The organism is Microbacterium sp. PMB16, from assembly GCF_051294855.1.
GTDB lineage: Bacteria > Actinomycetota > Actinomycetes > Actinomycetales > Microbacteriaceae > Microbacterium.
Genome location: NZ_CP145908.1, coordinates 1,167,138 through 1,180,380, shown reverse-complemented (window position 1 = coordinate 1,180,380; position 13,243 = coordinate 1,167,138). Strand labels below are relative to the sequence as shown.

Below are 13,243 nucleotides of genomic sequence, written 5' to 3'. Positions count from 1 at the left end.
GGGTCTCGAAACGGTGCGGATCACCGCGAACGCGAGGGCTATCATCGTCGTCGTGGCGAAAGAGGCAAGCGGAATTTCGCGGCGCGCCCTGCTGAGTTCCGGCGGTCTCGCCGCGCTCGGCGGCGCCCTCGCGGCGTGCGCGCCGGGGGAGCCCGCCCCGCCGGAACGCGTCGCGGACGGCGTGCAGCCGGTCCCCCCGATGGGCGAGCATCAGGCCGGAATCTCCGTCCCGACCGCCGTCCAGCCGCACCTGCTGCTCGGCGTCTACGACCTCGAGGGCGACACGGGCACGGTACTCGCGCGCATCGGCGAGAGCATCCTCGCGCTGACATCCGGCGACCATCCCGCCCTCGCCGGCATCGCGCCGGGCGACCTCACCGTCACGGTCGGCGTCGGGCCGCGGCTCGTGCAGCAGGTGGCTCCCGATGGGCCCGGCACCGAACCGCTCCCGGCGTATCCCCGCGAGGAGATCGACGACCGCCACCGCGGCGGCGACCTCGTGATCCAGGTATGCGCATCCGACCCGCTCGTCCCGCCGCTGACGCTCGCCGCCGTGCTCGAGAACACCCCGGGGCTCGCCGAGCGGTGGCGGCAGCGCGCCGCCCGCGGGCCGTCCGTGCCGGTGCGCGACGGGCACTCCGCGCCCCGCAACGTGCTCGGATTCGTCGACGGCATCGCGGCTCCGGTCACGCCCGACGAGCTGGCGGAGTCGGTCTGGATCGGTGACGGCGACCTGGCCGGCGCCAGCATCCTGGTCGTGCGTCGGATGGAGATCGACCTGCCGGCCTTCCACCGCCTTCCGGTCGCCGCGCAGGAGGGTGTCATCGGTCGCGAACGTGCGAGCAGCGCGCCGCTCTCCGGAGGGGCGATCGACGACGACGTGAACCTGCAGGCGAAGTCGCCCGATGGCAAGTACCTGATCCCCGTCGACGCCCACGTGCGGCGCGCGCACCCCCGGCCGGCGGGAGTGCCGCTGATGCTGCGCCGGTCGTACTCGATGGACGACCCGCTCGGCCTGCTGTTCGTCAGCTACCAGGCGGAACTGCGCACGTTCACGCAGACGATGGAGCGGATGTCGGAGTCCGACGCGCTGCTCGACTTCACCCGCACGACCGCGGCGGGAGTATTCCTCGCTCTGCCGGGGTTCGACGCGCAGCATCCGCTCGGCTCGACGATCTTCGGGGCATCATGACCGCGCGGAGATGGATCGCGATCGGTGCGGTGGCCGCGGTCCTGCTGGCCCTGGGAGTGTGGGCGCTGGTCGCTCAGCGCCCGCCAGCCGCGCCGGAAGCCACCGCGTCACCCGTCGCCGAGGGTCCGCGTGCTCTCACGACCGAGGAGGCCGAGCGACTCGCGGTCGGCCGATTCCTCGCCTACCGTGACGGGAGTCGCGTCTTCGACGTCGAGGTGACGACCGCCGACGGGCCCGTCGCCCTGCACGGGCGGGTGGACTATCGCGCCGAGCTCGGCATCGCCGCGGCGGCGCTCGAGGGAGGCACCGCGGTCATCGCCTGGGATGCCGACACGTTCGTCGGCTGGCTGGGGGAGGGCGACGGCTCCACCGTGCCGGATGCTGAGCCCGCGACGGCCGGCACGGCACGGCCTCTCGATCCTTCGGCGTCGACGGTCGACGCCGTGCTCGTCCTGGTCGCGAGTCTCGGCACGGATCGTCCCGAGAACGCGCAGCTGCTGCAGACCTCGGACGCGCAGTGGCTCCGCGCCGACGACGTCGACGGGGTGCCGGTCGACGTCTTCGCCGGGCCCTCGGATGCCGACTCGGGCACCGGTGGCGGCACCACGCGCTTCTGGGTGGACGGCGCGGGGGCGCTCCTGCGCTTCGAGGCGGACTTCCCCTCGGGGACGGTGTCGATCCTGCTGCATCCCGAGGAGTACGTCGCGGTCCCGCGCGTCGCCGAACTCGGCTGATCACCCGTCACGACCGGCGCTTTCACACATAAGAAAAACTCTGTGAAAAGCCCACTGTCAAGATCGGGTTCGTCCTGTGCATCCGTCGACCCGTTCGACGGATGAACCAGGATGCGATCCCCTCGGGGGTCGCGTGTGCAGTTGGCGAACCCGGGGAGAACTGTGGATCTTTACCTTGCGGCATCGACGCGCGCTCCGAAGCGCGCGTGGCGTGGTGCCCTCGCGATTCTCGCTGCGGTGGCCACCATCGCCACCACCCTCGTCGTCGCGTCGCCGGCGCTCGCCGCCGACGGAACCGTGGTCGGCTCGGTCTACCAGGACTTCAACGACAGCGGCACACGCGACGCGGCATCCGGTGAGTTCGGCGGCGACACGGGTGTCGCGGGCGTCCGGGTCACCGCGACGGACTCGACCGGCGCGGTGCGCGGAACCGCGACGACGGCCGCGAACGGCAACTACACGCTGACCGTCACCGGTGCCGCCACCGCAGCGCTGCGGGTCGAGTTCACCACGCTTCCCACCGGCTTCCGGTCCGCACGGGTCGGAGCCGGCAACGGCAGCACCGTGCAGTTCGTGAACATCGGCGCGACCAACGTGAACCTCGGCGTCACGCAGGAGGGCATGGTCCGGACCACGACCGGGACGCCCCGCGTGGTGGTTCCGACGCAGCGTTCGGTGATCGCCTCGAACAGCGGCCAGAACGGTACGGTCGGCCCGACGCCGAACCTGTCCACGCAACCGGCGCTCTTCGAGATCGGGTACGGTTCCACCGGCAACCCCACCCCCGACCGCACGGCCCTGGCGACGCAGGAGCAGATCGGCACGGTCTGGGGAACGGCCAACTATGGCGAGAACTACGTGCTCAGCGGCGCCTCGTTCCGACGCGGAAGCATGGTGGGCCCACAGGGTCTCGGTGAGATCTACCTGACCGACGCCACCACGGGCAGCCCGAACGCCACGCCATTCGTCAACATCCCGAACACCGGAACCAACCCGCGTCCCGCCAACCTCACCGGGTTCGACTGGTTCCACGACTCGCCGAGCTTCTCCGCACCGGGAAAGGTCGGCCTCGGTGACATCGAGATCGCCGAGGACCAGCGCACCCTGTATGCCGTCAACCTGAACGATCGTCGGCTCTATGCGGTTCCGCTGACCCCGGGTGCCACGCCCACGGCCGCACCCACCGCCGGCACGCCGCAGGCGATCACCATCCCGCTGACGGCGGCGACCGGCTGCAACCAGAGCTGGGTGCGGCCGTACGGTCTCGGAACGTTCCGCGGAAACCTGTACGTGACCCTGACCTGCACCGGCCCGACGGTCAACGACCTGCGCGCCTGGGTGATCCCGATGGACGAGGGCACCCGCGCGTTCGGTGCTGCCGTGTTGAGCGCTCCGCTGAACTTCACGCGCGGCCCCGGTTACAACAACGGTCTGCCCGACACCAGCGTGACCAACAACTACCAGCCGTGGTACGAGACATGGAAGCCGTCAGCTGAGCCGCTTCGCAACCCCACACCGATCGCTTCCAGTGTGGTCTTCGATGCGGCCGGGAACATGGCGCTCTCGATCAAGGACCGTTCCGCCGATCAGAACGGCGCGACACTGAGCAGCACCACCGCGTCCGACACCGAGACCCACGGCTACATCGGTGTCGGGGATCTGCTCCGGGCGTGCGTCAACGGCGCGGGCACCCTCGTTCTCGAGAACGATGGCGCGTGCGGTGCTTCGGTGTCGACTCAGCCGAACAACAACTGGGGACTCGGGGGCGGGAAGTTCTACGAGACGATCTTCGAGACGGGCAACTTCGGCAACTTCCACGCCAACACGGCGATGGGATCGGCTCTCCAGATTCCCGGGTACACCAACGTGATGGCCACGACCATCGATCCCGTGGGTCTCCTCCAGGACGGCGTACGCGTCTTCGGCAACGACGACGGACGCCGGGTACGCGGGGCATCTCTCACCCGTCTGTCCACCACGGACGGCGGCTTCGGCAAGGCGGGCGGCCTGGGCGATCTCTCGACCCTGGTGGCTGCGGCCCCGGTCGAGATCGGCAACCGGGTCTGGCTCGACCCTGACCGTGACGGCCTGCAGGATGCGGGGGAGTCGCCCCTCGCGGGCGTGACAGTGCGGCTGTTCACGTCCGCGGGCGCGCTGGTCGCCACCGCGGTGACCGACGAGAACGGCGACTACTACTTCTCGTCGTCGCCTGGCACGTCCACGGCATCCGCCCAGTACGGGCTGAACCTGGAGGCGGAGACCGACTACGAGATCCGGCTCGACAACCGCGCCGACTACGGTGCGGGCGGTCCGCTCGAACACCTCGGGCCGACGGTCACCGCGGCCGGTGCCGACCGGGCCGTCGACTCGAACGGCGTGCGGCAATCGTCGGTGCTGGTGACGGCGCCGGTGCGCACCCCGTCGGCGGGGTCCGCCGACCACACCTTCGACTTCGGCTTCGTGCCTCTGCTGTCGCTCGGCAACCGGCTCTGGTACGACACCGGGACGGATGCCGGCCACACGAACAACGGCGCCTTCGACGACGACGAGACACCGATCGAGGGGGCGACGGTCGAGCTGCTCGACGGCGCCGGCGCTCCGGTGCTCGACGCCGACGGCGATCCGATCACGACGACGACGGATGCCGAGGGGTTCTACCGTTTCGACGACCTGCCGGCGCCGTATCGCGTGCGGGTCGCTGCCGCGAACTTCGCCTCGGGCGGCGTGCTCGAGAACTGGGTGTCGTCGACCGGCGCCTCCACGGCGTTCGACGCGGAGAGCAACAACCGCGACAAGGGCGTGGATGCCGCGAACCCGGCGGCGACCGGCATCACGTCGAGCACGATCACGCTCGCACCCGGGCTCACCGGGGACATCGACGCCGGTGCCACCGGCGCGGGAGGACACGGTCCCGGCGGTGACGCGCTCGACAACCTCACGGCCGACTTCTCGTTCGTGCAGCTGATCGACCTGACCATCGACAAGCGACTGACCTCGGGCAACGGTCCGTACCAGCTGGGAGATGAGGTCACCTTCGAGCTGATCGCGTCGAACAACGGGCCCGGAACGGCATTCGCCGGCTTCGAGGTGTCGGACCGCCTTCCCGCGGGGCTCGAGCTCATCTCCGCGAGCGGCGACTCCTGGACCGACCCCGACATCAACGGGCAGGAGCTCACCTTCGACTGGATCGGCGCCGATCTCGCCGCCGGAGAAGCCGCCTCGCCGATCACGGTGACGGCCCGGGTGACCTCGATCACCGCCGGCTCGCTGCGCAACGTCGCGGTCGTCGAGCCCGCTCCGAACCAGCCGACGGCGGAGAGCATCCCGCTGGGCACCGGCCCTGACAAGTACGAGAACGGCAACCCGACCCCGAGCGCCGGGAACCCCTCCAACAACGACGACAGCGCCGAGATCCCGGTGTTGCCGCCGACCCTGAGCCTCGGCAATCGGCTCTGGCTCGACACCGGCGCAGGAGCCGCGACCGACAACGGGCGATTCGACGCCGGCGAGGAGCCGGTCGCCGGTGCGATCGTGGAGCTGCTCGGTGCCGACGGCTCCCCGATCCTCGATGACGACGGCGCCCCTGTGATCGCGACGACGGATGCTGACGGCTTCTACCGTTTCGACGAGCTGACGCCCGGCCAGTACCGCGTGCGCGTCGCCGCGGGCAACTTCGCGGACGCGGGGCCGCTGGCGCACTTCCTGTCGAGCACGGGAGCGTCGACCGCGTTCGACGCCGGGTCGAACAACGGAGACAAGGGCGAGGATGCGCCGTACCCCGCGGCGACCGGCGTCACCTCCGGAGTGATCGACCTGCAGCCCGGCGTGACCGGCGAGGTCGACGGCGACGCGGACGGTGCCGGTGCGAACGGGCCGTTCGGCGACCAGTTCGACAACCTCACCGCGGACTTCGGTTTCGTCCCCGGTCTGTCGCTCGGCAACCGGCTCTGGTTCGACAACGGCTCCGGGGCCGGTCAGGCAGACAACGGAACCGTCGATGCCGACGAGCAGCCGATCGCGGGCGCCGTGGTCGAGCTCCTCGACGGCGCGGGCGCCCCGGTGCTCGACGCCGACGGCAACCCCGTCACGACGACGACCGACAACGACGGCTTCTATCGCTTCGATGACCTTCCTGCGGGCGACTATCGGGTACGGGTCGCCGCGGCGAACTTCGCCGCGGGAGCACCCCTCGCCGGGTACTTCTCGTCGACGCCGACCTCGACCACGTTCGACTCCGCGTCGAACAACGACGACAAGGGCGTGAACGCCCCGAACCCCGCAGCGACCGGCGTCAGCTCGTCGACCGTGACTCTCGCGTATGGCGCGCAGCCGGACGACGACACGGATGCCGACGCTCAGGGCGCGGCCGAGCACGGCCCCAACGGCGATGCCGTCGACAACCTCACTGTCGACTTCGGCTTCGTCGAGCGGCTCGCGGTCGGCGACTTCGTCTGGTTCGATCGCGATCGTGACGGCATCCAGGATTCCGGTGAGCGGCCGGTGCCCGGTGTCACCGTGGTGCTGCTGAACGCCGACGGCACACCCGCGGTCGACGGGAACGGCGACCCGGTCGCCCCGACCACGACGGATGCCGAGGGCCACTACGTCTTCGACAACCTGCTCCCGGGCGACTACCGCATCCGCTTCTCGGACTTCCCGGCGGGGTACGCGCCGACCACGGCTTCGGCCGACGGCTCGACGCGCGAGAACGACTCGAACCCCGACGGCGCGGGGCTCACTCCGGTCTTCACGCTCGCTCCGGGTGCCGGCACGCGGCCCGTGGAGCCCGGCGACGGCACCACCCTCGCCCGGCAGATCAACCCGACCATCGACGCGGGCATCGTTGCGGCGATGAGCATCGGCAACCGGCTCTGGTTCGACACGGGCGCGGGCGACCACCTGAACAACGGCATCGCCGACGGCGACGAGGATCCGGTGGCCGACGCGCTCGTCGAGCTGCTCGATGCCGCAGGCGCTCCGGTGCTCGACATCGACGGCGACCCGATCACGACGACGACAGACGCGAACGGCTTCTACCGGTTCGACGGACTCGAGCCCGGGCAGTATCGGGTGCGCGTCGCAGCGAGCAACTTCTCGGACGACGGTCCGCTGGCCGAGTACGTCTCGTCGACCGTCACCTCGGGGGCCTTCGACGCTCCGAGCAACGGCAGCGACAAGGGCGTCGACGCACCGAGCCCCGTGACGAGCGGCATCACGTCGGCCGTGATCGACCTGCAGCCGGGTGTGACCGGCGAGGTGGATGCCGGAGCAGATGGCGCCGGCGCGAACGGCCCGTTCGGCGACGACTTCGACAACCTCACGGTCGACTTCGGCTTCATCCTGCCGTACGACCTGACCATCGAGAAGCGCCTCACGTCGAAGACCACGCCGTACAAGCCGACGCAGACGGTGACGTACGAGCTGACGCCGTCGAACAACGGACCCGGCACCGCGGTGACCGGCTTCACCGTGTCGGACCTGCTGCCCGACGGGCTGACGTTCGCCTCGGCGACCGGTACCGACTGGGAGCTGGTCGACAGCACCGGGCCCGAGGTCACGCTGCGCTGGCTGGGCGATGACCTCGCCGCCGGCGACGAGGCGACGCCCATCACGGTGACGGCCACGGTCGGCACCGAGATCCCCGGCACCCTGGTGAACTTCACCGTCGTCGAGCCGTCGCCCGACCAGCGGACGCCGGAGACGGTCCCGGTCGGCACGGCGCCGAGCAAGTACGAGAACGGTGACCCGGCGCCTGCCGCCGGAAGCCCGTCGAACAACGACGACAGTGTGCCGATCATCGTCGAGGGTCCGACCTACTCGCTGGGCAACCGGCTGTGGAAGGACGCGGGTCCCGGTGCGCAGACCGACAACGGGCGCTTCGACACCGGCGAGGAGCCGGTCGACGGCGCCGTGGTCGAGCTGCTGAACGCCGACGGCAACGTGATCGCGACGACGACCACGGACGACGACGGGTTCTACCGCTTCGACGACCTCGCCCCCGGCGACTACCGGGTGCGGGTCGCGGCCTCGAACTTCGCCGCCGACGGGCCGCTGCGTTCCTGGCTGTCGTCGACCGGCGCGTCCGCCGACTTCGCTACCGCGTCGAACAACAGCGACAAGGGTGAGGACTCGCTCACCCCGGCGACGACCGGCATCACGTCGGGCACCGTCACGCTCGGTACCGACAGTCGTCCCCTCGGCGACGTGGATGCCGGTGCGACCGGAGCCGGCGCGAACGGCCCCTTGGGCGACGCGTTCGACAACCTCACGGCGGACTTCGGGTTCATCCCCGGCCTGTCGCTGGGCAACCGGCTCTGGTTCGACGCCGGCACGGGTGCCGGCGAGGCGAACAACGGCGCCTATGACGACGGCGAGAAGCCGGTCGCTGGTGCCGTGGTCGAACTGCTCGATGGCGCGGGTGACCCGTTCCTGATCGGCGGCTCGCCCGTCACGACCACGACCGACGCGAAGGGCTTCTACCGGTTCGACGGCCTGCCGGCCGGCGACTACCGGGTGCGGGTCGCTGCCTCGAACTTCGGTGCGGATGCGCCCCTGCGGGGGTGGTTCTCGTCGTCGCCGACCTCGGCGGATGCCGCGGCGAACAACGCAGACAAGGGTGTGAACTCGCCGACCCCGGCGACGACCGGCATCACCTCGGGCGTCGTCTCGCTGACGCGGGACAACCCGATCGATGACGTGGATGCGGGGGCGACGGGCGCCGGTGCGCACGGGCCCAACGGCGATGCCGCCGACCTGCTCACGGTCGACTTCGGCTTCACGCAGGCGTTCGCGATCGGCGACGTCGTCTGGCTCGACAACGACGGAGACGGTCGCCAGGATGCGGATGAGCCGCCGGTGCCCGGCGTGCTGGTGACGCTGATGGACGCGGACGGCAACCCGGTCACCGACCTGAACGGGAACGCGGTGCCTCCGGTCCGCACCGACGATGACGGGCACTATGTGTTCGACAACCTGCCGCCGGGAACGTACACGGTGTCGTTCACCGAGACGCCCGCGGGGCTGCAGTTCACCCGCCAGGGTGCGGGTGACGACGCCACGGGCGACTCCAACCCGGAGTCCGACGGCGTGACGCCGCCGTTCGTGCTCGGTCCGGCCGGCGACAACACCGGTTCGGTCGTCGCGGGTGATGGCACGTCGGTCGCACAGCGGATCGATCGCACGATCGACGCCGGTCTCATCCCGCTGCTCGCCGTGGGCGACTTCGTCTGGATCGACAAGGACCGAGACGGACGACAGGATGCCGACGAGACGCCGGTCGAGGGTGTGACCGTGGCGCTGCTGAACGCCGACGGGTCTCCCGCCCGCGACGCGAACGGCGATCCGGTCGCCACGGTGCAGACCGACGCCGACGGCCACTACGTGTTCGACGGCCTGGCCCCGGGCGACTACCGCGTGCGGTTCTCGGACTGGCCGGACGGCTACCACCCGACGCGCCAGTCGGCGCCCGGCTCCTCGAGTGTCGACGACTCGAACCCGGACGTCACAGGGATCACTCCGGTGTTCCCACTCCGCGGGAGCGGCACGGACGTGCGCCCGGTGACGGCAGCGGACGGCGTGACCAGGGCTACGCAGATCAACCCGACGATCGACCTCGGCATCGCCCAGGATCTGTTCGCGGTGGGCGACGTGGTCTGGTTCGACACGAACGCGAACGGTCGCCGCGACTCCGGCGAGAAGCCGGTGCCGGGAATGACCGTGACGCTGCGGAACGCCGACGGCACTCCCGCGCGCAACTGGCGCGGAGATGTGGTCGCCCCGATGAAGACGGACGCGAACGGGCAGTACCTGTTCGACGGCCTGTTCGCCGGAGACTACTACATCCAGTTCACCGACCTCCCGGCGGGCTACCGGTTCACGACGACCGGCTCCCGCGGTGACGGGGACTCCAACCCGATGAGTTCGGGTCGGACGCCGGTGTTCTCGCTCGGCGCGAATTCGCCCGACATGAGGCTGGTCACCGGTGCCGACGGCACGATCCTGGCATCGTTCATCAACTCGACGATCGACGCCGGACTCGTCACGATCCTTCCGGCGACGGGTGGTGCGATCCCGATCTGGATCATCGCCATCGGCATCCTGCTGCTGCTCCTCGGCCTCGGCCTCGTCGTGGTGAGACGACGTCGCAGGAGCTGACGGCAGAAGACCAGGCAGTGAAACGAACGGCGGACTCGTCGGCAGGGTTCGCCGTTCGTGCTCAGACGAACATGACGCGCCGTGGGGCGTGGTCGGTGTAGGTGTGACCGAGCGGGCTCTGCCAGGTGATGGTGCCGTCCTGTCTTTGCTGTGCTGTCCAGCGGTGCGCGTCCGAGATGTCGGGGTGTTTGAGAGCGTGGTGTGACCGGCAGAGGTGGGCGAGGTTGTCGACCCGGGTCTTGCCGCCTCTCGCGTGGTCGTGCTGGTGGTCGATGTCGCAGCGGTGCACGGGCATCCGGCATCCGGGGAATCGGCAGTGCTGGTCTCGGGCGCGCAGGAACCGTCGCATCCTCTCCGTCGGGGAATATGTGTCGGTCTCCCGCACCATTCCGTCGGGGTCGAGGAACAGGCGCGACCAGCCAGTGTTCCGTCCCGCGAGACCCCGCGCGATGTCGGGGTGCACAGGCCCGTACCCGTCGAGTTCCGCGGGCCGGTCATCGGCCCCGGTGAGAGTGGTTGCCGCGATGGTCACCTGGATGCGTCCCTGGATGTGGTCGAGCCCGTCCCCGTGGGCGGCGCTGGGGTCTGCGGTGAGGAGCAGGTCGGTGAACAGATCGGCCTGCACCTGATCTCCCGTGCGGTCATCGGCGGGGATGTGCTCGATCTCGGCATCCGGGTCCAACGCGAACGTGTCGCCATGGCCGATGTAGGGGTCGACGTAGGGGTCGACGAAGGGGTCGAAGGTCGGGTCGTCGGGGGCGAAGTCGTCGACGGTGAGCCCGTCACCGGTCTCGTCGAAACTCCACGGATCGAGCACGGGCTCCCGCTCGTCCCGCGAGTTCAGCACGTGTCGGGACATCTGGTTCAATCGGTCTGCGATCGCGTTCGCAGCCCACTCCGGGAGAACGGCGGAGAGGAGGGCGAGCCCGTCACCGACGGAGCGCACTTTCACGCACCGTTCGGAAGCCGCCCGCTTGTGCCGGTCCGTGACCGTCTCCCCGACCAGCGCGGCGGCGACCTGCTTCGCATGCGCGCCCGTGCGTGCCGCGGTCTCCCGATCCGCGAACATCAACACCGCAGCCTCGTACAACCCCATCACGTCGGGATCGACCTTCTTGTTGCGGATCGCCTCCGACACGATCGCACTCGCGCGCACGATCTCCCGCACGTGCCCGGCACTCACCCGCCCGACCGCGAAAGCCGCCCGCACCTCCGGCAGGGCGGTGGACACGACCAGCGCATCCGTGAACGCGTACTCGACAGAACCTGTGGGGATCCGGGAGGCGGCAGAGAACTCCGCGACCATCGACCGGTAGATCGCATCCCGATGGAACCCGTTCTCTGCCACATCGGCGTCGTGGAGGCCGATCTGCTCGACCAGCACCCCCATCGCCTCGGCTTCGAGCATCGCGATCTGCCGCTTCTTCTCCACCCACGCGTCCAGCACACGGCGCCGCTCCTCCATGTCGATGTCGAAGTCGGTGCGCCTGGCCATACTCAAATATTAGAACATATGTTCTAATATGGCAGCATATTCGTGCAGCGGTCAGCGTGCCGGCAACGCTCCAGAGCTCACGCCCGCGGCAGCATCGTCGCAGCGATGACCGAGTTGGCGATGATCGCGGCCATCGTGCGGGTGACCGCGCTGGAGGCTGCGGCGGCACCCCAGTCTCCTCGTTCGAGCTCCTTGCCGCGCGTGTAGACGTCACCGCTCCAGGGGATCTCGCGGTGGAACTGAGGGAGGGTGCCGCTCGCCGAGAGAAGCGCGATGCTCGCCGCCGTTCGCGCGTCGGGCGTCTCGCCGTCGACGAGGGCTGCTCGCACCCGTTCCATCAGAGCTGCTCTGCGTTCGCTTCCCAACGAGAGCTTCGTGGACGGGAAGATGCCGAGGGTCTTGCCTTCGGTGCGGTTCAGGTCGCCCCGCGCGACGAGTCGATCGAGGACGGGGCCGCGCAACTCCGGGCCGATCGCTGCGAGCACGGTCTGCACTCCGCGTGGCTTCTCCGACAGGTATGCCCACGCCGGATCGAGGAGCGAGTCCGGCACCATGCCGTCACCGCTCGCCTCGACCCGCGTCGAGAGGGCGCGCTTCTCGGCTTCGACGCGCCCGATGAGGGCGAGGTCTGCGAGCACCGCGCCACCGAGCACATAGAAGAGGATGTTCTCGCCCGCGATCGTTCCGGAATCGGGCTGGAAGAGCAGCAGCAGCGTGTCTTCGACGAGCAGCGGCTCGGGTGACATCCGCCCCGCTCCCTCGGACGTCGTACCCGACTCGGGCTCTGCCTGAGGCTCGAGGTCATCGGACATGTGATTCTCCTTCATCGTTCGGTGCAGCCGGGGTGTCGGTAGGGGCACGATCCGGCGCAGCATCCGTGGTCGCTGCCTCGGTCGCCAGGATGCTGGCGCGGGCCAGGACGTGGAGCTGCGCCTCGTTGTAGAGCTCTCTGACGGTGGCGATGAACGTCTCCTGCGTCACACGCATCCCCTTCGACAGGTGCGCGGCGGGCTGCATCAGCCACGGGTAGTCGGCGATGTGCTGTGCGAGCTGCGGCGCCATGGACACGGCGAGGCGCTCTCGGGTGGCTTCGTCGGCGTCAGCGGGAAGTTCGTCGAACTCCCCGTTGAGATCGTCGGGCTCGTCCTGGACCATCTTCTTGACGTCGGACATGGCCGACTCGTCGTAGAGCTGCGAGTAGACGAGCATGAGGGACCGGTTGGGAGCGGACAGCTTTCCGGCGACGTCCTCGAAACCTGCCGGCACGTCGGTTCCCGACGCGCCCTCCAGGATGGCCCTGATCTCGGCCCGCGCTCGCTGCAGGCGCTCGATGCTGGCGGCGAGGTCGGCATCGATCGCGAGCAGCGCCTGACTGGAGTTCGCTCCGCTCTCGAATCCGACCGCCTCGATCTGCGCGAGGGGCACCCCCAGTTCGCGGAGCCGGCGGATCTGCAGCAGACGCACGAGATGGCGCGCGCGGTACTGCTTGTATCCGTTCGACAGGCGTTCCGGCTCGTCGAGGAGCCCTGTGCGGTGATAGTGCCGCACCGTATTGACCGTCGTCCCGGCGAGGTTCGCCACTTCGCTCGTGCTCCATGTCATCGGGCTCGTCCCTTCATCACCCCATTCAAGACCCTGTTCCCGGAACAGGGTCAAGCGCGGCAGCGA

6 protein-coding genes are annotated in these 13,243 nt (G+C 69.6%); 3 read left to right on the top strand and 3 right to left on the bottom strand.

Going from position 1 to position 13,243, the window contains the following annotated elements:
* Positions 1-52 precede the first annotated feature (52 nt).
* The 3 genes from V5D55_RS05620 (at position 53) to V5D55_RS05610 (ending at position 10,080) form a co-directional block, all read left to right on the top strand.
* Entirely contained in the window at positions 53-1,192 is a 1,140-nt protein-coding gene (locus V5D55_RS05620; protein WP_435748397.1) for a Dyp-type peroxidase, read from the top strand.
* On the top strand, positions 1,189-1,926 hold the full coding sequence (locus tag V5D55_RS05615) for a hypothetical protein (RefSeq protein WP_435748396.1): 738 nt from the start codon (positions 1,189-1,191) through the stop codon (positions 1,924-1,926). The genes V5D55_RS05620 and V5D55_RS05615 overlap by 4 nt, the downstream gene beginning before the upstream one ends.
* A gap of 162 nt (positions 1,927-2,088) precedes the next feature.
* Positions 2,089-10,080 (top strand): SdrD B-like domain-containing protein, encoded by a 7,992-nt coding sequence (locus V5D55_RS05610; protein ID WP_435748394.1) that lies wholly within the window; start codon positions 2,089-2,091, stop codon positions 10,078-10,080.
* Between the two features lie 61 nt (positions 10,081-10,141).
* Here V5D55_RS05610 and V5D55_RS05605 read toward each other — a convergent pair whose 3' ends face one another.
* The 3 genes from V5D55_RS05605 to V5D55_RS05595 all read right to left on the bottom strand — a co-directional run bounded on the left by V5D55_RS05605 (position 10,142) and on the right by V5D55_RS05595 (position 13,177).
* Entirely contained in the window at positions 10,142-11,575 is a 1,434-nt protein-coding gene (locus V5D55_RS05605) for a DUF222 domain-containing protein (protein ID WP_435748393.1), read from the bottom strand.
* A gap of 77 nt (positions 11,576-11,652) precedes the next feature.
* On the bottom strand, positions 11,653-12,387 hold the full coding sequence (locus V5D55_RS05600; RefSeq protein ID WP_435748392.1) for a GOLPH3/VPS74 family protein: 735 nt from the start codon (positions 12,385-12,387) through the stop codon (positions 11,653-11,655).
* Positions 12,377-13,177: a MerR family transcriptional regulator gene (locus V5D55_RS05595; RefSeq protein WP_435748391.1), complete on the bottom strand. Its 801-nt coding sequence runs from the start codon at positions 13,175-13,177 to the stop codon at positions 12,377-12,379. The genes V5D55_RS05600 and V5D55_RS05595 overlap by 11 nt, the downstream gene beginning before the upstream one ends.
* Between the last annotated feature and the right edge of the window lie 66 nt (positions 13,178-13,243).

Bases quoted from the DNA above. Each gene is read 5' to 3' on its own strand.
- V5D55_RS05615 (WP_435748396.1), top strand. From the start codon at position 1,189: ATGACCGCGCGGAGATGGATCGCGATCGGTGCGGTGGCCGCGGTCCTG.
- V5D55_RS05605 (WP_435748393.1), bottom strand. From the start codon at position 11,575: ATGGCCAGGCGCACCGACTTCGACATCGACATGGAGGAGCGGCGCCGT.
- V5D55_RS05600 (WP_435748392.1), bottom strand. From the start codon at position 12,387: ATGTCCGATGACCTCGAGCCTCAGGCAGAGCCCGAGTCGGGTACGACG.
- V5D55_RS05595 (WP_435748391.1), bottom strand. From the start codon at position 13,177: ATGACATGGAGCACGAGCGAAGTGGCGAACCTCGCCGGGACGACGGTC.